At 38.7% G+C, this 26,952-nt stretch carries 21 protein-coding genes and 2 pseudogenes; 11 read left to right on the top strand and 12 right to left on the bottom strand.

Translation table 11 applies throughout. The features are described 5' to 3' along the window. Window positions 1-27: 27 nt before the first annotated feature. Window positions 28-1,071, bottom strand: coding sequence for a sensor histidine kinase (locus tag RBL01_RS01870; protein WP_002319204.1), 1,044 nt, complete (start codon window positions 1,069-1,071; stop codon window positions 28-30). Between the two features lie 2 nt (window positions 1,072-1,073). Beyond that, window positions 1,074-1,743: pseudogene (locus RBL01_RS01865) on the bottom strand (response regulator transcription factor). 141 nt (window positions 1,744-1,884) lie between these two features. Between RBL01_RS01865 and RBL01_RS01860 the strand changes: the two are divergent. Further along, the gene (locus RBL01_RS01860) at window positions 1,885-4,221 is read left to right on the top strand and encodes an ATP-binding cassette domain-containing protein (protein ID WP_038809533.1); all 2,337 of its coding nucleotides are present in this window, start codon (window positions 1,885-1,887) and stop codon (window positions 4,219-4,221) included. A 114-nt stretch (window positions 4,222-4,335) separates the two neighbouring features. On the opposite strand, the gene RBL01_RS01855 is transcribed toward RBL01_RS01860, so the two are convergent. Then, a complete protein-coding gene (locus RBL01_RS01855) occupies window positions 4,336-4,638 on the bottom strand; it encodes a hypothetical protein (protein WP_002286327.1) in 303 nt (100 codons plus the stop codon). 188 nt (window positions 4,639-4,826) lie between these two features. Between RBL01_RS01855 and RBL01_RS01850 the strand changes: the two genes are divergently transcribed. From RBL01_RS01850 to RBL01_RS01840, 3 genes are read left to right on the top strand one after another with little or no spacing between them, the layout of a single operon-like run. Next, window positions 4,827-6,302, top strand: coding sequence for a UbiD family decarboxylase (locus RBL01_RS01850; RefSeq protein WP_038809532.1), 1,476 nt, complete (start codon window positions 4,827-4,829; stop codon window positions 6,300-6,302). Window positions 6,303-6,348: 46 nt separating this feature from the next. After that, window positions 6,349-6,933: a UbiX family flavin prenyltransferase gene (locus RBL01_RS01845; RefSeq protein WP_002319199.1), complete on the top strand. Its 585-nt coding sequence runs from the start codon at window positions 6,349-6,351 to the stop codon at window positions 6,931-6,933. A 1-nt stretch (window position 6,934) separates the two neighbouring features. Continuing rightward, complete coding sequence (locus RBL01_RS01840) at window positions 6,935-7,354, top strand: hypothetical protein (protein ID WP_002319198.1); 420 nt, start codon at window positions 6,935-6,937, stop codon at window positions 7,352-7,354. A 158-nt stretch (window positions 7,355-7,512) separates the two neighbouring features. Here the strand turns inward: RBL01_RS01840 and RBL01_RS01835 are convergent, their stop codons facing one another. From RBL01_RS01835 to RBL01_RS01825, 3 genes are all read right to left on the bottom strand, one after another. Then, entirely contained in the window at window positions 7,513-7,797 is a 285-nt protein-coding gene (locus RBL01_RS01835) for a DUF1905 domain-containing protein (protein WP_002286335.1), read from the bottom strand. A 351-nt stretch (window positions 7,798-8,148) separates the two neighbouring features. After that, a complete protein-coding gene (locus RBL01_RS01830) occupies window positions 8,149-8,859 on the bottom strand; it encodes a DUF4811 domain-containing protein (protein ID WP_002286342.1) in 711 nt (236 codons plus the stop codon). Next, a complete protein-coding gene (locus RBL01_RS01825; protein ID WP_002319556.1) occupies window positions 8,856-10,328 on the bottom strand; it encodes an MDR family MFS transporter in 1,473 nt (490 codons plus the stop codon). The genes RBL01_RS01830 and RBL01_RS01825 overlap by 4 nt, the downstream gene beginning before the upstream one ends. A gap of 137 nt (window positions 10,329-10,465) precedes the next feature. On the opposite strand from RBL01_RS01825, the gene RBL01_RS01820 reads away from it, so the two are divergent. Beyond that, on the top strand, window positions 10,466-10,939 hold the full coding sequence (locus tag RBL01_RS01820) for a MerR family transcriptional regulator (protein ID WP_002319555.1): 474 nt from the start codon (window positions 10,466-10,468) through the stop codon (window positions 10,937-10,939). A gap of 152 nt (window positions 10,940-11,091) precedes the next feature. Here the strand turns inward: RBL01_RS01820 and RBL01_RS01815 are convergent, their stop codons facing one another. After that, window positions 11,092-11,643, bottom strand: coding sequence for a PadR family transcriptional regulator (locus RBL01_RS01815; RefSeq protein WP_002286354.1), 552 nt, complete (start codon window positions 11,641-11,643; stop codon window positions 11,092-11,094). A 104-nt stretch (window positions 11,644-11,747) separates the two neighbouring features. Here RBL01_RS01815 and RBL01_RS01810 point away from each other — a divergent pair, with 104 nt between their 5' ends. Beyond that, entirely contained in the window at window positions 11,748-12,278 is a 531-nt protein-coding gene (locus RBL01_RS01810) for a phenolic acid decarboxylase (RefSeq protein ID WP_002286355.1), read from the top strand. A gap of 239 nt (window positions 12,279-12,517) precedes the next feature. Here the strand turns inward: RBL01_RS01810 and RBL01_RS01805 are convergent, their stop codons facing one another. Beyond that, entirely contained in the window at window positions 12,518-12,961 is a 444-nt protein-coding gene (locus tag RBL01_RS01805) for a GNAT family N-acetyltransferase (RefSeq protein WP_002286361.1), read from the bottom strand. 15 nt (window positions 12,962-12,976) lie between these two features. Then, window positions 12,977-14,137 (bottom strand): annotated as a pseudogene (locus tag RBL01_RS01800) (class C sortase). Between the two features lie 629 nt (window positions 14,138-14,766). On the opposite strand from RBL01_RS01800, the gene RBL01_RS01795 reads away from it, so the two are divergent. Next, window positions 14,767-16,467 (top strand): hypothetical protein, encoded by a 1,701-nt coding sequence (locus RBL01_RS01795; protein WP_002376521.1) that lies wholly within the window; start codon window positions 14,767-14,769, stop codon window positions 16,465-16,467. Between the two features lie 101 nt (window positions 16,468-16,568). On the opposite strand, the gene RBL01_RS01790 is transcribed toward RBL01_RS01795, so the two are convergent. Next, window positions 16,569-17,402 carry an endonuclease/exonuclease/phosphatase family protein gene (locus tag RBL01_RS01790; protein WP_002319551.1) on the bottom strand — a complete coding sequence of 278 codons (834 nt, stop codon included), beginning with the start codon at window positions 17,400-17,402 and terminating at the stop codon, window positions 16,569-16,571. A 425-nt stretch (window positions 17,403-17,827) separates the two neighbouring features. Beyond that, window positions 17,828-19,993, bottom strand: a complete 2,166-nt coding sequence (locus RBL01_RS01785) for a PTS transporter subunit IIBC (protein ID WP_002319550.1) — start codon at window positions 19,991-19,993, stop codon at window positions 17,828-17,830. Between the two features lie 259 nt (window positions 19,994-20,252). Here RBL01_RS01785 and RBL01_RS01780 point away from each other — a divergent pair, with 259 nt between their 5' ends. The 4 genes from RBL01_RS01780 to RBL01_RS01765 are packed head-to-tail and all read left to right on the top strand — an operon-like array spanning window position 20,253 to window position 25,246. After that, window positions 20,253-22,547, top strand: a complete 2,295-nt coding sequence (locus tag RBL01_RS01780; protein WP_002319549.1) for a glycoside hydrolase family 65 protein — start codon at window positions 20,253-20,255, stop codon at window positions 22,545-22,547. Next, the gene (gene pgmB / locus RBL01_RS01775; protein WP_002307916.1) at window positions 22,540-23,205 is read left to right on the top strand and encodes a beta-phosphoglucomutase; all 666 of its coding nucleotides are present in this window, start codon (window positions 22,540-22,542) and stop codon (window positions 23,203-23,205) included. Before RBL01_RS01780 ends, pgmB begins: the two co-directional genes overlap by 8 nt. After that, complete coding sequence (locus RBL01_RS01770; RefSeq protein WP_002319548.1) at window positions 23,198-24,205, top strand: aldose epimerase family protein; 1,008 nt, start codon at window positions 23,198-23,200, stop codon at window positions 24,203-24,205. Before pgmB ends, RBL01_RS01770 begins: the two co-directional genes overlap by 8 nt. 21 nt (window positions 24,206-24,226) lie before the next feature. After that, window positions 24,227-25,246, top strand: coding sequence for a LacI family DNA-binding transcriptional regulator (locus RBL01_RS01765; protein WP_002319547.1), 1,020 nt, complete (start codon window positions 24,227-24,229; stop codon window positions 25,244-25,246). A gap of 280 nt (window positions 25,247-25,526) precedes the next feature. Here the strand turns inward: RBL01_RS01765 and nhaC are convergent, their stop codons facing one another. Then, the gene (gene nhaC, locus RBL01_RS01760; protein ID WP_002286385.1) at window positions 25,527-26,894 is read right to left on the bottom strand and encodes a Na+/H+ antiporter NhaC; all 1,368 of its coding nucleotides are present in this window, start codon (window positions 26,892-26,894) and stop codon (window positions 25,527-25,529) included. Window positions 26,895-26,952 lie beyond the last annotated feature (58 nt).

The raw sequence follows: 26,952 nt of genomic DNA, 5'->3' as shown, positions 1-26,952 counted from the left end.
GAATTTTTAGGGGTTTTATTCTTTTTCCTATTGTTTACTTAACCGTATCATTGCTGTCGTTCCTACTCCTTCGATACTGCTATAATCAATACGTCCATCATGCAGTTCTAGAATTTTTTTGACCAGTGAAAGTCCTAGCCCATTCCCAGAAATTTGACGACTTGTATCTCCTTGATAAAATTTTTCAAACATTCGATCTTTGGTCTCTTCATTCATTCCTACACCTGAATCAGTCACTTCCAGTACAATCTCTGTGGCTGTCTCAAATAGTTTGATATGAATCTTTCCATTGACTTGATTGTACTTTATGGCGTTATCCATGATATTCAGCCACACTTGGTACAAAAACTTTTCATTACCTGTATAGTTTACTGCAGCAAGTTCGATATCCAATTCTAGCTGTTCTTTTTCCCATTTAGGCTGCAAAAAAACGATTACTTCTCTGATTTGTTCATCTAATCGATACTCTTTCTTTTCCAGTTGGATACGCTGGTTTTCCAGTTTGTTCAATTTTAAAATGTTCTCTGTTAATTGTGAAAGCTGCGTGATACTTTCGATGACCCGATATAAAAATATTTGGCGTTCTTCGTCAGAAAGATTTGGGGCTTGTAACAATTGAACATATCCTTGGATTGTTGCTAGTGGTGTTTTGAATTCATGGGATACACTGGACACAAAGTCATTCCTCAGTGTCTCGATACTATTGAGTTCTTGGACCATAACGTTGAAATCTTTATACAGTTGCTGTACTTCTGCTACTTTCTGCTGTTCATCCATTCGAATCGAAAAATCTCCCGTTGCTACCAGACTCATATTTGTCCCTAGCGCACTGATTGGATGCAGGATACGCCGCCCAACAAAAATCGATATTCCTGTACCCACGACCATACTGAACCCCGCAAAGACGAATAACGGGTATAACGTTGGTTTTCCAGCCGATTCAGCAGGCGAGATAGAATGTCGAGACAATAAGAAAATAAAACCAAGAAAACACAGCAGTGTTACTAAGATCGAAATAAATACGATACTAGCAAAATAGATCCATAATTGTGAAAATAGCTTCTTTTTCATCTTTAAATAACCGCCTTATAGCCTAGTCCCCGTACTGTGATGATTTGAAAATCTTCTGTCTTTTCAAAACGGGTCCTTAAACGTTTGATATGTACATCGATCGTTCGTTCTTCTGTATTCGTGTCTAATCCCCAAATATCGTCCATCAACTGCTGGCGAGTGAAAATCTTGTTTGGATAAGACAGTAATTTATACAGAAGCAGAAATTCTTTTTGAGGCAGAATAAAAGAATGCTGATTTTGTACCACTGTATAAGTATCCAGCTCTAATTTTGTTTGCCCCAATCGTCAAGATACTGCTGTAATTGATTTTTGAACGTCGAAGCAATGCTTCCACACGCAGGATCATTTCATTGACATCGATGGGTTTTGTCATATAATCATCTGCACCTAATTTGAATCCACGTTTCTTGTCCTCGAAATCAGCCTTTGCTGTAATCATCAGAACTGGCATGTCGAATCTGGCGTTACGTAATGATCCTACCAAGTCATAGCCATCCATTTCAGGCATCATGACATCTGTAATGATCAATTCTATATGTGTCGCTTCTAGTTTTTTCAGCGCATCCTCTCCATTCAGTGCGGTGATGACTGAAAAGCCCGCTCGTTCCAACACAGAACGGTAAAGCAACTGTAATTGCGGATCATCTTCTACTACTAAAATACGATTCATTGATCTCCCTCTGTTTTTTGAAAAATTTCTAGATTTTTTCTTGTAGTTCATCTTCAGTTAACATTTATTTCGTATACTACGATCATTGTTCTGATATACTTATTAGTATACCGAATATTTCAATACGGGAGAAGGGTGATTATGCTTCAATTAAAAGATATAAAAAAATATTATAAAGTCGGCGAAACCACCACCAAAGCATTGGATGGTGTGTCTGTCGCTTTCAGACAAAAAGAATTCGTAGCGATTTTAGGTCCTAGTGGTTCTGGTAAAACGACTATGCTGAATGTGATTGGTGGACTAGATAATTATGATTCCGGTGATATGGTGATCAATGGAAAGTCTACTAAAGACTTTAAGGACAGTGACTGGGATGCCTACCGAAACAACTCTATCGGTTTCATTTTTCAAAGTTACAACTTGATTGGTCATCTAGGCATTATTGAAAACGTTGAGCTTGGGATGACATTAAGTGGTGTTTCTAAAGACGAAAAACGAAAACGGGCAGAAGATGCATTGCACCGGGTCGGCTTGACAGATCATATGCATAAAAAGCCAAATCAGTTATCTGGTGGACAAATGCAGCGAGTGGCCATCGCTCGAGCACTAGCCAATGACCCAGACATCCTTTTGTGCGATGAACCAACCGGAGCGTTAGATACAGAAACAAGTATCCAGATCATGGAATTGATCCAAGAGTTATCGAAAGAAAAATTAGTGATCATGGTCACACATAATCCTGAATTGGCCCATCAATACGCAGATCGGATCATTGAATTTTCTGATGGTAAGATCTTAACAGATTCCCATCCTCACATCGAACGACCAAAAGATGATCAATTTAACTTACGCAGAACAAAGATGAGTTTTTGGACAGCGTTGAAGCTTTCCTTCAACAATATCCGAACAAAAAAAGGACGTACTTTCTTGACCTCCTTTGCTTCCAGCATTGGGATCATCGGAATCGCGATCGTTCTGTCCCTTTCTTCTGGATTCCAAAAACAAATCGATAACACGCAAGCTGAAACGATGGCGAAATTTCCGATTACTATTTCTAAGGTAACGACTAACCAGACTCGTGACGATGCCGGATTGGGTGCAAGCAAAGCGGATTATCCAGACAGCAAAACGATTACTGCAAAAGTCAGCGAAGAAGATAAAGCACAGCACACGAATAAGATTGATCAAACATACGTCGATTACGTAACAGACATCGATCCTAACTTAAGTAATAATATCGGATTTACCCGTACTACAGGAATCAATCTTTTACGTGATGTAAATGGCAAAGTACAGCCTGTCAGCTTCTCGAATCAAAATCCTGATACGGAATCTCTTTCTTTATCTAGTACGATGTCAACAATGACAGGTGTGGGAGTGTCAAGTTTCCCTACACAGCTTGACACTAGCAAAGAAAACTTTTTAAAAGACAATTATTCTTTACTTGCCGGAAGTTATCCAGCCTCAGCAACAGATGTCGTGCTGATCGTAGACGGCAATAATAATACTAATATCAACGCATTGAAGAATCTTGGATTTGATGTGAAAGAAGACGAAAAACTTGATTTTGATGATATCGTTGGTACAACATTCAAATTAGTAAACAACAATACTTACTATACAAAACTTCCAACTGGGAATTTTATCCCTAATACAGATTATAATGCGATGTATCAGAATGCTTCTGATGAATTGAAGATCTCGGGGATCCTACGCGTGAAATCTTCTTCTACAATGAATCTCTTATCTCCAGGAATCGCTTATAGCGATCAATTAACGACTCAAATCGTCAACGAAAACAAAGAATCAGAAATCGTCAAAGCTCAAAGAGACAGTGATGTAAATGTCTTAACTACTGAAAAAGTTGACGAAAATGCCAAACAAACATTGCTTAGTTATTTAGGTGGAGACAGCTTGCCTTCAAGTATCATGATTTATCCGAACAATTTTGAAGACAAAGAAAAGATCTTGGATTATCTAGATGATTACAATAAAGGCAAATCAGATGAAGATAAAATCATTTATACTGATTTAGCTGGAACGATGACTGAACTGACTGGCGGATTGATGGATGCTATCACTTATGTCCTTATTGCTTTTGCAGGGATCTCTTTAGTAACAAGTATGATCATGATCAGTATCATTACTTATACATCTGTGATTGAACGGACAAAAGAAATCGGTGTACTAAAAGCTTTAGGTGCACGTAAAAAAGACATCACTCGCGTATTTGACGCAGAAACGTGTATTTTAGGTATTTCTTCTGGGATATTAGGTGTGTTTATTGCATGGCTAGCTACGTTCCCTATCAATAGCATCTTATACAACATGACGGATCTAAAAAATGTTGCTCAACTAAATCCTGTCCATGCGATTATTCTAGTGATCGTCTCTACTATATTGACGATGCTTGGCGGTCATCTTCCTGCACGAATGGCAGCGAAAAAAGACGCCGCTATCGCTTTGCGTGCAGAATAAGGTTGTGACAACCACATTTATATTTGAGTCATAAGAGCGCTGAAATAGTAGAAAACAGCAAGAAACGAGGAAGTAATATGTTCCTTGTTTCGCGCTGTTTTTTTTAATTATTTTTTATAATTCTGGTATACTTTTCTTTCCTTTGTACCACAACTCTTCTGGCGTATACCTGTCTTTTCCATTTATGAATACTGTTCCATCTGCTTCAATCGTTACTTCAGTCCCAATCCACATATTACGAGAAAGTGCGAGAAGATTTTTTCTTTTTCCTCTTCCTTTTTTTCCAAATTGCAAGGCATCGGTTATCTCTTCTGTCCAATGAGATTTCACGTATTTTACTTCTCCGTTTTCAAATGTAACTTTCAAAATATTCGCTATATTTTCCACTTTTACTGCTTTAGGAAATGACTCCTCCATTTTTTCACTTTCCTTCTGTTAATTTTAAGTATACGCTTTCTTTTAGTGATAAGTATATCATAGTTTATTCTATTATCAAAAAAACGCATCCATTCCATTGTAGAATACTTTACCGAACAAGTTGAATTGTTTTCCTCTTTTTCACCTTTTACTATAGATAGGTAAAGACAACTAAGGAGGAATCTCTCATGACAGATCAACCGTATGATTTAAGAAAAGTCATCGAAGAACTAAAAACACTTCCAGGTCAATATCACGAAACAGATATTGAAATCGATCCTGAAGCAGAATTATCTGGTGTTTACCGTTATATCGGTGCTGGCGGTACAGTAAAACGTCCGACTCAAGAAGGACCAGCTATGACTTTCAACAATATCAAAGGTTTCCCCGGCACACGTGTGAACATCGGAACAATGGCTAGTCGTAAACGTGTAGGTGAAATTTTGCACCATGATTATCGAACACTTGGTCGTTTCTTGAAAGACGCTGTAGAAAATCCAATCAAACCTGTGAAAGTAGACAAAGCAGACGCTCCAGCACAAGAAGTCGTTCATCTATCTACCGATGCAGACTTCGATATTCGCAACATTTTGCCTGCACCTACAAATACTCCTGAAGATGCTGGTCCATACATCACAATGGGTGTAGTCTTAGGATCAGATCCAGAAAAAACAATGAGCGATGTAACGATCCATCGTATGGTTCTAGAAGATAAAGATACGATCGGTATGTACATCATGCCTGGCGGACGCCACATTGGTCACTTCCAAAAACAATTCGAAGCCTTGAATAAACCAATGCCTATCACTATCAATATTGGTTTAGATCCAGCAATTGCCATTGGCACGACTTTCGAACCACCTACCACTCCACTTGGCTACAATGAACTATGGTGTGCAGGAGCTTTGCGTAACGAACCTATTCAAATCGTTGATGGTATAGCAGTCGATGAAGTGGGTATTGCTCGTGCTGAATTCATTATTGAAGCAGAAATCATGCCAAATGAAACAATGCAAGAAGATATCAACACGAACTCAGGAAAAGCAATGCCAGAATTTCCTGGCTATACTGGGGATGCTAATCCAGCTGTACAAGTAGTGAAAGTCAAAGCAGTTACTCACCGAAAAGACAATCCAATCATGCAAACAACGATTGGTCCCAGTGAAGAACACGTATCTATGGCCGGTATTCCTACAGAAGCAAGTATTCTTGCCTTGGTCGATAAAGCTATTCCAGGAAAAGTAGTAAATGTCTACAATCCTCCTGCAGGTGGTGGTAAATTGATGACCATCATGCAAATCCGTAAAGAAAACAAAGCGGATGAAGGTATTCAGCGTCAAGCAGCTATTCTTGCTTTATCAGCCTTCAAAGAATTGAAGACAGTCATTTTAGTCGATGAAGATGTTGATATTTTCGACATGAACGATGTAGTTTGGACTTTCAACACTCGTTTCCAAGGAGATAAAGATATCATCGTGATCCCAGGAATGAGGAACCATCCATTGGACCCATCAGAATTACCAGAATATAATCCTGGCTCTATTCGTTTCCGTGGGATGAGTGCAAAAACTATCTTTGACGGTACAGTTCCTTTCGATATGAAAGAACATTTTGTACGTGCAAAATTCCAAGAAGTAAAAGATTGGGAAAAATATTTGAAATAATGAACGATCTGCAACTGTTTTGACATCATAAAAAGGAGTGCGGAAAATGGAACAATTGGCACAACGGAAGAAAAAAATCGTGATTGGTGTAAGTGGCGCTTCAGGCACCATTTATGCCATCAACCTAGTGAAGAAACTAAAAGAATATCCGATGGTAGAAACACACGGAATCATCAGTCCATGGGCAAAACAGAACTTAAAGCTGGAATCCGACTTATCACTAAATGAATTCGAAAGCCTGTTTGATTACCATTATTCAAACAAAGATTTAGGTGCTGCTGTCGCCAGCGGATCATTTTTGACCGATGGAATGATCATCGTACCGGCAAGTATGAAAACAGTCGCAGGTATCTCTGTTGGTTTAGGCGCCAACCTGATTGCACGTGCTGCTGATGTAACAATGAAGGAGCAACGAAAGTTAGTCATTGTTCCTCGTGAAACGCCATTAAATGCCATTCACTTGAAAAACTTGACTAAATTAGCACGACTAGGTGTGCAAATCATACCACCGATCCCTGCTTTTTATAATCAGCCTCAAACGATCCAAGATCTTGTTGATCACCATACAATGAAACTTTTGGATCAATTTGGGATTGTAAATGAGCATTCAAAACGTTGGCAAGGTGATTAATATGGAAAAAGAAACGATAGTTGAAGTAACAAAACTAGGTTTCACGATCCAAGCTGCTGTTAAAGTAATTGGTAAAGACTTATTGATTACTTTAACAGGCGGAGATACACCACATATCGGAACAGTCACTACATTTTCTCGTAATACAGAGATGCAAACTGTACGTTTCCCTAGCCACGATGGTCGGTTCCATAAAGACGATGTCTTAGCCGAAAAAATAGCTGTGATCATCAAAACTGCCGTTCTGGGAAGTTGTACGATCACTTCCGGTATCCATGTTGACCATATCTCCAATGCACAAATCAACGCCTCTTTTCCGATGTCAGAAGAGTTAGGTTACAAGATTTTAGATTGGTTGGAAAAAATAGATTTCCATATCAAAGAACCAGTTTATTATAAAGATGGTGAAAAACCATTATGAAAGAAGAGGTTGTGAAATCAGCGTTATGACCTGAGTATGAGAGAAAAAAATGGAAAAATAGCTTCTCATATTTTGCCGTTTTTGAGCTAATACCGAGGGACAGCTGATTGAACGCCGTTTATCAAGAGGTTGTGACACGTCTTTTGTCACAACCTCTTTTATTTTTGCTTCACTGTAACTGCTACAATATCACCGATTTCTTTACCGATGTTTTTACGAATATCTTTTCGTAGTCCAAGGATGTAGCAGACTGAACCATCTGGATTTTTCACACCCATATTCACGATACTGCCTTCGTACGGCACATTGTCAAAAGTTGCTTGGACTTTAACTCTTCCAGCACCGAATTCTTTTCTTATATCATACGGAAAAATAATATATGCCCCGCCCTTGCCGACTTCGGAAGCATAGATTTTTGATTCAAAAGAATAAATTTCCCTCATTTTATTTCTCCTATTTTTTACATCTAGTATAGCATAGCAAAAAAAAGAAGGAACTGTGACAAAAGTCTTGTCGCAGTTCCTTTTTTCGAATAAACGGTGTTCTCCTGCCAACTCCTCGGTCACAAGTCACAATATTCAACAAACATGAGAAGCTGTTTTTTGAAATTGCTCCTTGTGACTCAGAGTTAAACGGCAGGCTCACAACCTCTTCCTTAAACGGTGTTCAAAAGCTTGCATCTACGGCACTAACCCCAATCAGATGAAAAATATGGAGTGCTATTTTTATCTGATTGTTCTTACTGCTTGATGCAGAGCAGCTTTTTCACAACCTCCTACACGGTGTTCAAAATATTATTCGCCTTTTGCTTCTTTCACTAATTTTGCGAATGCTTGTTGTTGGAATTCAGCAGCTAAGGCTTTCGTACGTTGTTCTTGCTCTGCTTTGCTCATTTTTGGATTTTCAGTCATTGCTTTTACCATACCGTCTTGAACATAAGCTTTTGCTTCACTTTCCATCGTACTTTGCTGTTTCTTCACTAATTCAGCTAACTTGGCTGCTTGGTCCGTACTTAATTCTACCCATGTCTCTGGGATTTTGAATGTATTCACTCGGCTGTCATATTCGTGATTGTTATCAGCAATATTGAACCAGAATTTATACATGTCGTTTTTGTATTCCCAATAAGTAGTTTTCGTCACTTTTTCAGCATCGCCGTCTGTCTTTTCTACTTTATTTGTTTCGTTATCCGTACCAGTTGCTTTTGGTTTTTCTTGTTTTTCATTTGTTCGGTAAAGATACACTTTTTCTTTTCCATTCCCTAAAGCTTTATACAAAAGCATATCTGCTCCTTGGGAATCAGCACTGGAAACAATTTTTTCTGTTTTTGTTTCCGTTACTTTTTCCATTCCAAAGTGATTGGACAAATTAGCGACGATCAAACTTAGTGAAGCGACGAAGATTAGTCCGAAAATCAAAGATAAAAAGGTTTGCCATGTTTTTTTAGCGAACACGTTCGTTAAAGCAAAAGCAAGCAAGCTGACAATCAAAACTCCAATAATCATGCATTATCCCCCGCTTTCGTTAGAACAGGTTCTTTTTTCTTCAATAAAAAGGCAATAATAAAGCCAAGGATCCCAAAGATGATCGCTACGATAAACGCGGCATGGTAACCTGACAGTGTGGCATTGATTGCCTGATCTTTATAAGCTAATGGTGTATTATCCAATACAGATTTGCTTGGGATATTTACTTTTGTCACATTCGTCAACACACTGATCAAAATAGCTGTACCAATCGAGCTTGCGATTTGACGGAATGTATTATTTACCGCTGTCCCGTGACTGATCAAGTTATTTGGCAATGCATTCATACCAGAAGTCGTTACCGGCATCATGACCATGGAGATCCCAAACATACGGATTGCATAAAGGATCACGATATATAAAACTGGAGTCGTTTTTGTCAAGAAAGCAAATGGTGCAGTTGCGGCTGTCAAAATGAACATCCCTGTGATGGCTAAACGTTTCGCGCCATATTTATCGAAAATCGCACCCGTAACAGGCATCATAGCCCCCATGATCAATGCACCCGGCAACAACATCAAGCCAGAATGGAATGCTGATTCTCCACGAATATTTTGAATATACAATGGTACGACCATTTCTGCCCCTACCATCGCCATATTTGTTACACCAGCTAAAACAGCGGCAATCGTGAATGTAGATGATTTGAATACGCGAAGTTCCAAGAATGGATGTTCCAAATGTAATTGACGCCATGAAAACAATGCGATGAAAATCACACCAACAACTAAGAAACCAATTACTTTCAAGCTCCCCCAGCCGTCATCTCCTACACTAGAAAATCCGTAAAGCAAACTACCGAATCCAATCGTTGATAAAATAGCGGATAAAATATCAATGCTAGGATTTGACAATGGAATAACGCTCTTCATTAGAAAGAATGCTAAAACCAAGACAAGAACAACGATTGGCAGTACCATACCAAACAAGTCACGCCAATGGTAGTTATCAATGATATAACCAGATAATGTAGGGCCTAAAGCAGGAGCAAGTCCAATAACGATCCCTGACATCCCCATTGCTGATCCTCTTTTTTCTGGCGGGAAAATAGATAGCATGATATTTTGCAATAATGGCATCGATACTCCCACACCGCAAGCTTGGATCAAGCGACCGATTAGTAATGTACTAAAATTAGGTGCTGTAAAGCAAGTAATTGTTCCGATCAAAAAGATCGTCATGGCAGAAAGATATAAATTTCTTGAACTGAATTTATTGATCAGCCATGCTGTTATTGGGATCATGATCCCGTTGACTAGCAAGAAACCAGTCGTTAACCATTGCACATCAGACGCTGAAATATCGAAAGCTTTCATCAATGTAGGAAAAGCTGTCGTCAATAAGGTCTGATTCAAAACGGTACAAAATGTACCAATTAATAAGACAACAACTAAAAGTGTCCGATTATATGGTTTTCCGTAAATATCTACGGGTTGGTTGTTACTCATATTTCTCCTTCTTTCTGAATTTTTTCTGAAACTACTAGAATACTTTAGTCCTAAATTCGCTATTTGTCAACCCACTTGACACATAAGTTAATACGGATATAATTAAGGGAAGCAAAAGGACAAAAGGAGTGACAAAAATGGTTGGGGCTTCCCTTAAACGTTTGTTGGAAAATGATCAATTGGTTGTTGGCATCAGTGAATTAAGTGATATCGTAGGTGTGTCTCCACGTCAATTAAGGTATTGGGAACAAAAGGGATTCATTCGTTCGATCGAAGCTGATGCGAATTGTCCTAGAAAATATCGTTTACCTACAGTCATAAAAGTAGAACTGATCAAAAAATATTTAGATGACGGATTTACTTTGTCAAAAGCTGCAGAAAAGGCAGAAATCCGCCAAAAGAAAATACACCATGTCCGTAAAGTTTTTTCAAAAGCAATCAAAGATATCGAATTGATCGACGAACGCTATACGATTTTACAAATTGGTAACTTCAAAGAAGAGAATGCTAAGATGTACATCATTCATGACAACGAGACAGACGAATTAACTTACAAGCTCCTTCCTGTCGATGAAAAAGCTGACTACGAACAGCTGTTAAAAGAACTCTAAACGCCACTAATCTCCTAAGTACCAAGCTTTTTAATAAGTAGATGCTACATAAATACTTGAAAAAAGGCCTGTTTGAACATAAGAATATCCGAACGGTGATCTGCGTTTCTTTCATATAGAAAGGAATTCTCCATCACTGTTCGGATATTTTTTTATTTTTTTCGGTTACTTTCTTCTAATACATCTGTTAGCCAATTTGCATATTCTGTTTCCCGATTGATCGCATGCGCTAAAATCAGGTAGTGTCCGTAATTTTCATGTTTTTCTTTTTCAGTAGGAAAGATCGTTTTTTTTCGCTCTAATAGATGAAGTCGTTTTTCTTCATGAAGGTCACGCTGCTGCTGAATAATTTCTACTAATGCCGGATCATTCACGTCTTTGACGAAATACAATTTCAGAACAAATTCGTCTCGATTAACCGGTAGTTCATTGGTGGGTGTATGAATCCACTCTGCCAATTGTTCCTTCCCTTCTTCTGTTAATTCATAAACTTTCTTTTCCAATTTTTCACCTGTGATCTCTACTTGATGCTGAATGATTCCTTGCTCTTCCATTTTTGCAAGTTCAGGATAAATCTGACTATGTTTTGCTTGCCAAAATTCTCCTATTTCATTTTTGAACGATTGATTCAATTCATATCCTGTCATCTTCTTCTTACTTAATAACCCTAACAAAATATATCGAAGTGTATTTTTTCTTGCCATCAGTTTCCCCTCCTTGACAAATCTTTAAATCCATTCTATCATAAATGAGTAATCGAAAACATGTAGTTTATTACATGTTTTAATTTATAAGGAGATGCTTAAACATGAAAGAATTTAAAGAATTGGAAGATTTTATTGGAACTCACTTTATCTATACGTATGATAATGGTTGGGAATATGAATGGTATGCCAAAAATGACCATACTGTTGATTACCGTATCCATGGCGGAATGGTCAAAGGCCGTTGGGTAAAAGACCAAGAAGCTGATATCGTTAAATTGACGGACGGCGTATTCAAAATCACTTGGACAGAGCCAACAGGGACAGACGTGGCATTGGACTTTATGCCAAATGAAAAGAAACTTCACGGAATGATCTTTTTCCCTAAATGGGTTGAAGAACATCCAGAAATCACTGTTACTTTCCAAAACGAACATATCGCAGAAATGGAAGCAGCTCGTGAAAAATATGAAACTTATCCAAAATTACTTGTTCCTGAATTTGCTACTATCACTTATATGGGTGATGCAGGTATAGACAATGAAGATGTTATTAGCGAAGAACCATACGATGGAATGCCAGATGATATCCGTAGCGGAAAATATTTCGATGAAAATTATAAACGAGTAAAATAAGGTTGTGAAAGAGAGGTTGTGAAATCAGCGTTCTGACCTGAGTATTAGAGAAAGAAACGGAAAAATAGTTCCTCATGTTTTGCCGTTTTTTGAGCTAATACCGAGGGTCAGCTGATTGAACACCGTTTATCAAAGGTCGTAACAACTGCATATTCACACAGTTAAATTAGTGACTTCAAAATGAAATAATGCTCCCAGCCTAATTTTTTGCTGGGAGCATTATTTCGTTATTCTGTTCATCAAAAATCAGCGTTTTGATTCCATTTCATCACAAGTTCCTCCTCATTTACTGCTTCATCTTTTTGCTGTGTTTGAATTGTAAAACCTTGTGAAAGATAGAAATGAATAGCTGATTGATTTTTTTGATAGACTGTCAAAGTCAGTGTTTTATTGGTTTCTTTTATTTTTTTCATTAGTTGCGTACCGATTCTTTGTTGCCGGTATTCCCTTTTCACAAAGATTCCTGCGATAAACTGATCAATCACCCCAGCAAAACCAATAATTTCTTGATCTATTTCTGCTAAGTAAATCACTGCATCTGGTAAAGCTTTCCTAACAGATTCTACTTGATTCTCCCAATAAGTTGATGGAATGAATTCATGAGAATCCAAGTTAGCATGCAGCCAAATCGATAGAACAGATTCCAGTTCTTTGGCAGACAATTTTGTTGTTGTGCGGATCATTTTTTCTCTCCTTACTTATTCATTGATTTTAAAATAAAAACCATTTTTTTGAAGCTCTTTTACAAGTTTTCGCCCCTCAAAAAAGTATATCTTCTCTTGTTTTACTTTTCTAATACCAAAAGAAACAGCAACTTTAGGATCATCAGCTGAAACGATTCGATAAGTCCCACCAGGCAATTGATCCAGCTTGACTTTCCCATGATGGTCGCTTTGTACTGAAAACGGCACACCATTTCTAGTAAGTATTTTTTTCTTATGTTTCAAAATGAATGAACTACCATTTACCGGTTTCCCTGACGAATCACTAATAATAAATGAAAAATCAAGCACTTTTTTACTTAATCTATACTGATAGATTAGTCGTCCGATAAACACTAACAGTATGACTACAGCTATTATCGTTCCTGCAAGAATAAACCATTGCCTCATGGTTCTTTCCTGATTTCCTTTTCCTTCTTCTTTTTTTACCGATTCGTTATAAGGAATCCGATGTCCTGTCACTAGCAAACGATGCGTGTTGATCATATACGGCGTACATGTAAGCAAAGTAACTAAGTCTTCTCCTTCTGCAATCGTTAGAACAGACGTGTCATCTGGCAGTACCACTTGTATATTTTTAACTTGATAAGCCAATTTCTCCCCCAAAACAGTCAAAATAAACGTGTCTCCGTTTTCTAAACGATCTAATTCGGTAAATAACCGTCAATTATGTAAACCGCTGTGAGCAGAGATCACTGAATGCGTCGAATTTCCACCAAGCGGGAAAGAGGTTCCTTGCAAGACGCCTGCTCCATTTTCAAGGATCCTACCATTGAGCCGATCATAAAGTGAAATATTTAATTGGATCTTAGGTATATTGATACTTCCGATCAGCCATTCCTCTAATTGGCTGGATGTTGTACTTTCATTTCTGTTCTTTTCATTGAAAGGATCAGTACCAGGATTGAATCCTTGGTCAGTTAATCGTTGGTTTTTCTCCTCCATTTTCTTTCGCTGCACTTCAATTTCAGCTGCGGTCCGTTTTTGTACTTGTTCGATACGTTTTTGATCAATAAAACTATTTAAAGAATCCACATAAAATGGATATAAAGCGATCAGTAACCCTACGACGATACATATTAATAAAAACAAACGAAACAAAAGTCGACGAGACTGTTTTTGCTTACTCTGCTTCACATGTGTCCTCCCTTGCAAGTTTTTTTGTTCTTTCTTTTATTATATGGGTTCAGGAAAAAAATAGAAAATGAAAGCCGATGAGGTTGTGAAAAAGCTGTCCTGCATCAAGTAATAAGTACAGCCAAAAAAAATAGCTACTCATATTTTTTGTTTGGTTGGGCTTATTACCGCAGATGCAAGCTTTTGAACACCGTTTAAGGAAGAGGTTGTGAAAACTGCGTTATGCTTTGAGTAATAAGAGCGCTAGTCAGAAAATAGCTTCTCATATTTTCTAGGCTAGTGAGCTTATTACCGAGAAGCAGCTGATTGAACACCATTTAAGGAAGAGGTTGTGAAAACTGTGTTATGTTTTGAATAATAAGAGCGCTAGTCAGAAAATAGCTTTTCATATTTTCTAGGCTAGTGAGCTTATTACCGAGAAGCAGCTGATTGAACACCGTTTACCGAGAGGTCATGAAAAAGCTACTTTGTTTCGAGTATTAAGAAAAATTCTGTTTCAAAACAAGGAGATGCAACAAAACTTATGTCGCATCCTTTCTCCTTAGAACTTTCACTTATGTTTTTCTTGTAAAATTCATAAATATTTTCATGAATTTTCTAATTTCTTGCCTACCTCTCGCATAGGATATATGATGAATTTATCTAAAGTTTGCAAAGGAGTTCGACAATTGAAAAAATATGGCCCATTTTTAGCAATTTTTTTCATTGCTTTGGCATTTCTCATGCCTCATTTATTCACACATAAACTAATTTTGGGTGCTGATGCCCCATTCCATTACAATCGGTTCTATGATGCCGCGCAACAAATTAAATATGGGGATTTCCATTATTTTCCTTCCCTTTATGGATTCCAGCAAAGTGGCAGGATCGTGAATGCCGTTTACGGCCCATTTTTCGCTTATTTACAAGGATTGATCGTGTTGCTTGCAGGTAGCTGGTTTCATTATCAGATTCTTTCAAATTTCATTCTTTATCTTATTTCAGGATTTTCTATGCTGATTTTACTGAGATATGTCAATATTCGAAATTGGGTAAGTGTACCAGTAGCCGTTTTATTCATGAGTACGTATTCTATTCAATACTGGTCTATCAACCAAGGATTCACTAGCTGGGGGACTTGTTTTTATCCTTTATGTATGATCCCTATTGCTGATTTCGTCCTTCATAAAAAGTTCCCTGTTATCAAAGTCGCTGTCTCAGTGGGACTTATGACACAGATCCATTTACTGTCTTCGATCATGTTAGCTTTGATGTATATCCCTTTTTATCTTTATTACTTTTTTAACCAGACTGAAAAAGGAAAAGCACTGCTTCAACTGATTAAGTCGGTCTTGCTTTATTTTGTTCTGACAGCAAATATTTGGGCAGGATTAGCTATTGTTTACAGTGGGAATAAGATTCTTCCTCCCTTTGTTAACAGAGAAATGAGTCAAAAGGCGATAGATCTGGATGGCAGTTATTGGCTCCATTACCCTAAGGCCTTTCCTATATTGATATTATCAGGTTTTTTGCTTTTTATTTTCTTTCAACAAAAGAACACCTTATTCCAAAAAATCGTGTTGTACACAAGTCTTGTTTTCTTTTTTCTTTCTACTAGCTTGATTCCATGGACGACATTGATCGAAAAAAATGTGCCTTTTATTAGTTTGATCCAGTTTCCATTTCGATTTTTCGTGCCATTTACGCTATTGCTTCTACTTTACCTTGCCCTTTCACTGAACCAGTGGTCTGAACAAAAGTGGTTCCGTCTTTTAAGTATATTTGGCATTCTTATTTTTTCAGCACAGACGATCCAGAACTTATACCAGCATCTGGAAAAGTGGGAAAATGAAACATTTGTCAGTCGACATACTTATCTATTCGATACGCCGGAAGAAGCAAGGAAAACATTCTTCAGCAAAGATATGTCTACCAGCTTGTTCGTTTTCCAAAAAACCACACCTGACTATCTGCCAATCTATAAGGAGACAAAAGACAATAAATACGACCGGTATAACGAAGAAATACTAGAAAACGAAACAACTTTTATAAAAACACATCCAGGCGGTCTTCTGACAATCAAGTGGAAAAACACTGGGGACAAAACTGTTCATATCCCTGTTATCGTCTACGATCGGACTGTGCTACAGCAAAATGGAAAAACATTGACTGATTATGAAGTAACAGATATCGGGACCCCAATCGTGAAGCAGCAAAAAGGAATCAACGAGCTCACGCTTCATTATCAAACGCCAATCTATTTCTATTTCATTCTTTCTCTTACTTTGATTGGCTGGTTTACCTTGCTATGTTTATTTATTTATCATAGATACAAGCTTTTACGTGCTTAGGCAAAAGGGATAAATACATCCGATCAAAAAACTCTCCAAACGGTATAATCGTTTGGAGAGTTTTATTTTAATCAGTTTTTTTATGTTATATGTTATATTTTTTATTCGTTCACATCTAATTCGATTTCCACCCCGTAGTGATCACTGATGATTGGACTATCGATCCCATCAAAAATCCGTTGATATTTTTTAACCTGCATTCCTTCAGGGACGAAAATAAAATCTATACGCAATTTTTCTGTATTTTGTTCCCAACCATCGATTTTCTTTTCCACAGTAGCTGCTTTTCCTTTTTCATTCGCGACAACATACGAATCTTGAAGAAGAAGGCAACTTTCTCTTACAGTATAATAACCTTGAGAGTCTACTGGATTATTGAAATCACCTAGGAAAAAAAGTGGTACGCGAGTTTCCAAAAAGTAGTTTTCCAAGTTTTTCCACTCAAAATAAAAGCCACTTTTTTTATCTGTCCACCAAGAAAAGTGGCAGCTCGAGACAAAAATGTCCTGATCATCTATCTTTGTTTTCCCAATCAAGATCTTGCGTGTCTGATAATCTTCTTTCTTTTGAGATTGGGAGACGGTAAGGACCTGACTTTCCAATGTTTTTTTCGCAAGCAGTGCATTTCCTTCTTCATATTTATCATAACCGATGTGGCTCATTTCCCAACTCCAAAAATACTCTTTTCCGTGTTCCTTTAAAAGCTGAACTAAACGGTAGGCAAAATTATCTTTACGGATAGGTACTTGATTCTTTACCGGACAGAACTTCATTAGCTTCGCAGGTTCTACTTCTTCAGATTCCAGTAATTGGTTGATTTCTTGTAAAGCAATCACTTCATAATCTTCTAACAGGATCTTATCTGCTAATTCTTGCAATTTTTTCTCTGGTTCTGGCTCAAGCCAGCTATGCGTGTTGAGTGTCATGAATTTCATTGGTTTTCTCCTTGTCTTCATTTCGAAACAAAAGGGTTGTGACAAAATTTTTGTCACAACCTCTCCAGCAAATAGTGTTCTCCTGCTAACTCCTCAGTAATAAGCTCAATGGACCAGGAGCTATTTTTTGTTTGGCTGTTTTTATCACTTGGTGCAGGGCAGCTTTTTCACGACCTCTCCACTAAACAGTATTCAAACTGCTGCTTCTCGGTAATAAGCCCAACCAAACGAAAAATAGGAGGAGCTATTTTTGTTTGGCTGTTCTTATTACTTGATGCAGGACAGCTTTTTCACAACCTCTCGATAAATGGTGTTCAATCAGCTGACCTTCGGTATTAGTTCAAAAAACGGCAAAATACGAGGAGCTGTTTTTTCGTTTTGTTTCTCTAATACTCAGGTCAGGACAATGATTTCACAACCTCACCTTACATTTTAATGGAGCCGATCACTTTACCAGCTGTCACTGTACCTAATTGCTTGATCACTACTTCTTCTACTTTATCGTTTGTAAATACGATCATGATCGTTGGATCTTTTTCTTCGTTTTGGATCACATCAAGATCCATCTCAGCTAATTTCGTTCCTGTTCCTACTTCTTGGCCTTCTTTGACAGCAATCTCAAAAGCTGGCTGATTCATTTGGACTGTATCGATTCCCATATGGATCAAAACTTCGATACCATCTTTCGTCTCCAGCCCAATTGCATGTTTGCTTGGGAAAATACTTGTCACTTTTCCAGCGATCGGCGCAACAACTTCTCTTGATGTTGGAATAACAGCAAAGCCGTCACCCATCATTTTTTGTGAGAATACCGGATCTTTTACTTCAGATAAAGGAATCACTTCTCCAGAAGCTGCGGAAACTAGTTCTTGTTCTATACCTAAGTATTGCTTACTATCTGCTTGTCTATTTCCTGTAGAAACCATTTCTGGCTCTGGAATCTCTGCTCCTGATTGCAGCAGATCTTCGATATCTGATTTCAAGACATCTGCTTTTGGTCCATAAACTGCTTGGACTCCATTGTCTTTGACGATCAATCCCATCGCCCCTGCTCGTTTCCAGGCTTCTTCAGTCCCTACTTTTTCTCGATCATTTACACTTACGCGTAACCGAGTCATACAAGCATCGACATCTTTGATATTTTCTTTTCCTCCCAGCAAATGAATGATCTGGACCACTTGCTGATCTGCTGTTCCTGTTCCGCTGTTAGATACAACGGTTTCTTCACTGTCATTGTCGTAATTTCCGTTACGTCCCGGTGTAGCAAAGTTGAATTTTTTGATCAAGAAATTTGCTAAGAAATACGTAACAACACCAAAAGCGATCACACACAACACGAAGTTGATAAGATCTCCACCTAAACCCGCTTTGATAGCTAACGGTGTCCGAGTCAGCAATTCGATATTCCCAAATGAATGGACCCGCAATGGCAAGATATCTGCCATCGCAAATGCAGCCCCTTGGATCACTGAATAAATGACATATAATGGCACAGCAGCAAACATAAACATGAACTCCAATGGTTCTGTTACACCTGTTAGAAAGACAGCCAACGCTGCTGAAAAATACATTGATTTATATCTTGCTTTCTTATCAGGATCGACATTACGATACATCGCAAAAGCCATTCCCATCAAGATACCTGAAGAACCAATCATTTGTCCTACTTTGAAACGAGCCGGCGTCCAGTTATGCAACACAAACTCATATTGCGACATATCCCCTGCACCTTTAAGATTCACTAAATCAGTGGCCCAAGCCAACCATAACGGATCTTGCCCAAATACTTGTGTCCCCGCCTGTGCGCCTGATAAAATCTCATACGATCCGCCAAGCTGTGTATAGTTGATAGGAATCGTCAGCATATGATGCAATCCAAATGGCAATAGTAAACGTTCTAATGTTCCAAATAAAAACGGTGCTAGAATCGGTGCGCTTTCTTGTGATTCTGCGATCCATAAACCAAAATTATTGATTCCAGCCTGTACGTTTGGCCACACCACAGCAAGAATCAATGCCACGATTGTTGACCATAAGATAACAACAAACGGAACAAAGCGCTTTCCATTAAAAAATGACAAAGCATCCGGCAATTTTCTATAATTATAGTACTTATTATAAGCCATTGCCCCGACAAATCCAGCGATGATCCCTACGAATACTCCCATATTCAAAGCTGGTGCTTCCAATACACTTGTAAAAAATCCTTTAACCATGATCTTCGTACCGAACAGAGTGTGGGTAAATGCATCTTCATTCGCAAGCATGTCACTTGTGACACCAAAGATAGCCCCAGTGATCCGATTGATCAAAATAAATGAGATCCCAGCTGCAAATGCTCCGCCTGCTCTTTCTTTTGCCCAACTTCCTCCTATTGCTAAAGCAAATAAAATATGAAGATTACCAATAATTGCCCAACCAATATTTTCAATTACTCCGCCCGTTGTGACAAGTGGCGTCCAATCAGGATTGATCAAGGGAATTGATTTCCCTATACTGATCATCAACCCAGCTGCCGGCATAACTGCTACCACAACCATTAAAGCCTTTCCAAATTTTTGCCAAAACTCAAAACTAAATATCTTTTTCATTCCGTTTAGCTCCTTTACGCAATCGATTTCGTTAAACGTATTATAGCGTGCGTTTTCTTTTTTGTAAATGCTTTATTTTTTATTTTTCTGTCTATACCATTATATAAAACCTATAATGCGTGTGTTTCCTTCTATAATTTTCTCCTAAAAATTTATTTTTTTATGCTTTTTTCTATGAAATATTTTCTTTTGTCTATTGACTTGTGCAATCGGTTGCGTTTATTATGAACGTATAAAACAGCTCATTAGGAGGAGAAAAATGAAACAGATCAAACGACTATTTGCTATTGATCCATGGAAAATCAGCACGACACAATTAGATAAAAAAAATCTTCGACTGCAAGAATCTTTAACAAGTATTGGGAACGGTTATATGGGGATGCGCGGGAACTTTGAAGAAACTTACTCAGGGGACCACCATCAAGGTACTTATTTGGCGGGTGTCTGGTATCCCGATAAGACACGTGTCGGCTGGTGGAAAAATGGTTATCCAGAATACTTTGGAAAAGTGATCAACGCCTTGAACTTTATCGCGATAGATATTTCGATCAACGATCAGCTGATCGACTTGGCTTCTTTGGAACCAGAAGACTTTTACTGGGAATTAGATATGAAAAATGGTGTATTATCTCGTACATTCACAATCACTACTTCTACTAATAAAGTACGCATTTCCTTCGAACGTTTTCTGAGCATTGTCAAAAAAGAATCAGCTTATATCTATTTAACTATAGAAATGCTTGAAGGTAGCGGAACAGTCAAACTCGTATCAAAATTGGATGGAAATGTTCAAAACGAAGACAGCAACTATGATGAACATTTTTGGAATGAGATTGATTGTGGAACTATAGAAGAAATCGGCTATTTGACGACTAAAACTATTCCAAACAACTTTGGGATTGAACAATTTACTGTTACTGCAGCAATGCGCCATTTCGTTAATGGAAAATCAGTCATCCCTGACTATCACGAAGATACTTTAGCATTACATGGTTGCTTGTCTGCAGAATTATCTCAAGGTGAGACATGGTCAGTGGAAAAAGAAATTATCGTTCTTACTAGTAGAGATATTCCAGAAGCGCAGCAAGCAGAAAAAGCTGTCTCAGAATTAACGAACCAGACAAACAATTATATCCAAGCAAAAGAAGAGCAAACAGCGGCTTGGGCAGAACGATGGAAGCTTGCCGATGTGGTCATCGAAGGAGACGAAGAAGCACAACAAGGTATTCGATTCAATTTGTTCCAACTATTCTCTACTTACTACGGCGAAGATGAACGATTAAATATCGGCCCCAAAGGATTCACAGGAGAAAAATACGGCGGAGCCACTTACTGGGATACAGAAGCGTATGCTGTCCCTCTTTATCTTGCTTTAGCCAAACCTGAAGTAACTAAGAATCTGCTGAAATATCGGCATAATCAACTGCCGCAAGCAATCCACAACGCTCAGCAACAAGGATTAAAAGGCGCGCTTTATCCTATGGTCACCTTCACTGGTGTCGAATGCCATAACGAGTGGGAAATCACATTCGAGGAGATTCACCGAAATGGCGCGATTGCCTATGCAATCTACAATTATACGAATTACACCGGCGATACGGAATATTTGAAAAATGAAGGACTGGAAGTTTTAGCAGAAATCGCACGCTTCTGGGCAGACCGTGTCCATTTTTCAAAACGAGCAAATAAATACATGATCCACGGTGTGACCGGCCCAAACGAATATGAGAACAATATCAATAACAATTGGTATACAAATACGATCGCAGCTTGGGTCTTGCGTTACACGCGAGAAAATTATTTAACTTATCAAAAAGAAGCTGCTATCACTATCAGCGAAGAAGAACTAGCCAAATGGAAAGATATCGCAGAGAACATGTACTTCCCAGTTGACGAAGAATTAGGAATCTTTGTCCAGCATGACACATTCTTAGATAAAGATCTCATGCCTGTATCCGATATTCCCACAAGCGATCTTCCTCTGAATCAGCATTGGTCTTGGGACAAAATCCTTAGATCTTGCTTCATCAAGCAGGCAGATGTACTACAGGGGATTTATTTCTTCAATGATACTTTTACAAAAGAAGAAAAACAAAAAAACTTTGATTTCTATGAACCAATGACTGTCCATGAGTCTTCCCTTTCGCCAAGTATCCATTCGATTTTAGCAGCAGAATTAGGAATGGAAAGCAAAGCTGTAGAAATGTACCAGCGAACAGCTCGCTTGGATTTGGATAATTACAATAACGACACAGAAGACGGCTTGCACATCACTTCCATGACTGGTAGCTGGTTGTCGATCGTCCAAGGGTTTGCTCAAATGAAAACTGCCCATGATCAGTTGAGATTCGCACCATTTCTGCCAAAAACTTGGAAAGCTTATTCTTTCCATATCAATTATCGCGGACGTTTATTGTTCATCTCAGTCACAGATGAACAAGTTACTTTCGAGTTATTAGAAGGTTCTCCTCTAGAAATTTACGTCTATGAACAGTCTTATTCTTTAGCGGATCGTCTAGAAATAACGCTAAGAAAGGAGGAAGCAAATGTTTAAAGGGGTATTGTTTGATTTAGACGGTGTCATTACCGATACTGCTGAATTCCATTATCGTGCTTGGCGAAAGCTTGGTCAGGAAATCGGCATTACGATCGACCGCACATTCAACGAACAGCTAAAAGGTGTCAGCCGAGAAGACTCACTCTCTTTGCTTTTAGCTTATGGCGGAAAAGAACACTCTTTTTCAAAGGAAGAATTTGCAGAATTAGCGAAAAGAAAAAACGATTATTATTTAGAGATGATCCAGACGATCGAACCAAAAGATGTCTTCCCCGGGGTCGTGCCTTTACTGGATTCTTTAAAAGAAGAAAAAATCAAGATTGCTCTTGCTTCTGCAAGTAAAAATGGGCCTTTCCTACTTGAAAAAATGGGTCTTACACCTTACTTTGATGCTATTGCCGACCCGGCAGAAGCAACAAACGGAAAACCTGCGCCAGATATCTTCCTCCTTGCAGCAAAAGCTGTCGGACTAAAAGCAGAAGAATGTATCGGGATCGAAGACGCGCAAGCCGGTATCCAAGCCATCCTCTCAAGTGGTGCTCAACCAATTGGCGTGGGACGTGCTGAAGACCTTGGAGAGGAGATCCCGCTTGTCCCTGATACGACTTTTCTTACGATCGATTACTTGAAAGAAAAGTGGCATGACCATGGATAATCCAGAAATCTCCGTCGTACCAGTTCCAGAGACTGAAATAAAGAAAGTCACATTGAAGAACGACTACTTAGAAGTCGTTCTTCTCAATTACGGTGCCCGCCTGCACCAAATCTTCGCACCAGACAAAGAAGGAAAATCAGAAAATGTTTTATTGTCTTACGATCGTTTCGAAGATGTTCTAACAGACAAAAGCTTTTTTGGAGCAACTGTCGGACCTGTAGCCGGAAGGATCCGGGATGCTTCTTGGGGTGAGCATAGATTGGAGAAAAACTGCGGATCACACCATATCCACGGTGGCACGAAAGGCTGGTCTTTCCAATTTTGGGAAGTAGAAGTTTTCAAAACTCCTTCATCAATAGGCGTGGTCTTTTACTTAAAAGATGAATTTTCTACCTATCCAGGACCAATCACTGCTACGATCACTTACCGTTTGACAAAAAACGAGTTAGAGATGACGACCTCTGCCAGTAGCCTGGTCGAAACCATCTGCAATCCGACCAATCATGCCTACTTCAACCTTTCAGGAAATGGAAAAAGAGACATCTATGACCATCAGTTAATGGTCTTCTTAGATGGTATACTTGAATTAGATCAAGAAAAGCTACCTACTGGAAATTGGACGAAAAAAGAAGACCTGCCCATCGACTTTAGAAAATCTCCAACACTGCAAGAAATCCTTGCTTGTTATCCAGCTGGACTAGATGATGTATTTCTTTTGCATCATCCTAGGCTTTCCAGAACTTCCTTACAATTATTCGAGAAGCATTCTGGTCGTCAAATGACTATAGCAACTTCCAATAAAAGTATGGTATTATTTTCTACGACTGGATTTGAAGCTGATTTCTCTGTCAACGGAAAACAGATGCATTCAAACTACGGATTAGCAATCGAACCGCAAGAAATCCCTGATATCGTTCATTTCCCCAACTTTGGATCGATCAACCTCCATCCTGGTCAAGAACGGATCAGTCAGACGATTTATCGGTTCTCTGCACAATAACAAGAGAAAGGTGTTTTTATCATGGCTATTACCGTAAAAGATGTGGCGAAAAAAGCCGGTGTTGCTACCTCGACCGTCTCTCGTGTTATCAATGATCATCCTAGTATTTCCGAAGCAACAAAGAAGAAAGTCCGAAAAATCATGGATGAACTAGGTTATGTTCCTAACATGACTGCCCGCAATCTAGGAAAACGCATTTCTAGTGCCATCGGCGTGATCTTACCCCCTCTTGATTCAAAAGAGCGGATTGGGAATCCCTTTTATCTTGAGATCATGGAAGCAATCAACGAAGAAGCTCGGAATTATGATATGACGACAGCGATTGCTACTGCTAAAAATTTTGATTTACTGTTAGAGAACGTCCAGCGTATGCATCTACAAAAACAAGTAGATGGTTTTATTCTAGTGTATTCAGATAGTCAAGACCCTGTCATTGATTATTTATACCAAAACCACATCCCTTTCACTTTGATCGGACAGCCTTATCATCACGAAAACGAAATCGTTTATGTAGATAATGACAACCAGCTTCTAGGCAAACAAGCAACAGAATTTTTGATCCAGAATGGACATAAGAATATCCTATTCGTGACGAATACGACTCATGAGAGTTTGTATTTCGAACGATATTTCGGTTATCAAAAAGCGATGATGATGGCTGATCTTCCTGCGTTTTCCAGTGTAGTACTGGAACATACAGAAGATTATCTGACCTTTGAGAAAACGTTGAAAGAAAACGAAGCCACAGCATTGGTAGTCATTGACGATATCTTCGCCCTTCGCACGATGCAGTTGGCACAAATGTATGGTTATGTCATTCCAGAGACACTTTCCGTCATTAGCTTCAACAACTCGATCTTCTCAACATTGACACATCCTTACCTTACAAGCATCGATATCGATATCTCCGAATTAGGACGTGTCGCTATGCAAAAACTGCGTGAACTGATCCATGAAGAATTAAGTAGCGGCGTACGCTTGGTCATCCCTCATCGCTTGATCAAAAGAGAGACAGTCGTTCCTTTAGAAAACCCATACTAAATAGCTGACTCACTAAATACGCTGACCATTTATTCTATGGTCAGCTTTTTATGTAAAAGAAGATACTACTTCTAACACATTGTTTATCTGTAAAAAAGAGCGTGGGACAAAAGTAAAGAACACTTTTGTCTCACGCTCTAAACACGTATAAACGGCGGAAGCAGAAGCAATTCCTTCGGAAATAAGCTGAAATTCACAAAAATTTAAAAAGCAATTTTCTTGAATTTCTTCTTGTTTCTTGGAGTTAAACGCTTCTGTCCCAGCCTCTTTTTTCCTTCCTTCAATTTTTTACACGTCGACGATTCAATAAAAAACCGCCTAATATTGTAAAGACAGGTGCAAGAATCGAGAAAAAGGCGAATGGCAAGTAATGCAACGCGCTAACTTTCATCGTTCCCATAATGAATGTGCCGCTGACTCCCCACGGTACGAGAGAATTGACGGTCGCACCTGAATCCGCTAGTGTTCGTGTCAAATAGGTTTTTGATAAGCCAACGTCATCAAAAGAACGCTTGAATGTTTCTCCTGGAAGAATGATGGACAGATACTGTTCTCCAACGATCAGATTGATTCCGATACAGCTCAAGGCAGTAAACCCGACTAAACGAGAAGGTCGGTCCATCTTTTCTTTTAATTCTTGAACGATGGTATCAACGATCAGATATTTGATCAGTAACCCACCTAATGCCAATGCAAGTAAAATCAAACTAGCAGAACCTAACATACTCATGATCCCGCCTCGAGAAAGCAGTTCATCTAGCTTTGGATCAGGTGTATTTGCGACATAACCATTCATCAAGATGTCTGCTGCTTTTCCGACCGTCAAACTTTTCTCATGGATAAAAGAAAGAACGAGAGCAGCTGTTGATCCCGCTAGTAATGTAGGGATAGCCGGAATTTTTTTGATTGCCCCCCCAAATAAAATAACTAGTGGAATCAATGTCCAAGGAGAGATCCAAAAGCTTGCTTTCATGTTTTGGATCATTTCATTGATACTAGCTAGATCGGCTGAATGACTGTTATGTCCTAATATCGTATAAAAAATCAACGAAAGGACGAATGCTGGGAAATCCGTATAACGCATACCAGCGATATGTTCGAATAGATTAACTCCTCCAATACCCGCTGCCAAGTTGGTCGTATCTGATAAAGGCGAGCAGTTATTCCCTAAAAAGGCACCGGAAACGACTGCGCCTGTAGTCATTGCATCATTGAATCCAAGTAAATGACCGATCCCCAAAAAAGCAATTCCAATCGTCGAAATCGTTGTAAATGAACTGCCGACAGTCACTCCGACAATTGCACAAACAAGAAATGCTGTCGGTAAAAAGAAACGCACAGAAACAAGTTTAAATCCATAAACCATAATCGTAGGGATGGTTCCAGATAAAATCCATGAAGCAACTAAGACACCAATCAAAAGAAAAATCAGGATTGGAATGATCCCTGGAGTGATTCCTTTGATGATCCCGTCATGGATCTCATCCCATGTGAACTTTTTAAATCTGCCATAAAACAACAAACACATGAAAGCTGCAAGGATCGGGATATGTGGCGAGAGCTGGAATCCGATGATCAGTACTCCTAGGAGTGCCAACAACACGATCAATACAGCGATACTTTCTTTTAAAGAAATATTTTTATTCATCGTCGATCTCCTATTTCAAATGAAAAGGCCCTGCCATGAAAAAACTATTCACTTGGCA

The sequence above is a fragment of the Enterococcus sp. SB12 genome (genome assembly GCF_030910025.2).
GTDB lineage: Bacteria > Bacillota > Bacilli > Lactobacillales > Enterococcaceae > Enterococcus_B > Enterococcus_B faecium.
Note: the sequence above shows the minus strand (reverse complement) of the source record. Positions and strands in the feature narration are given on the sequence as shown.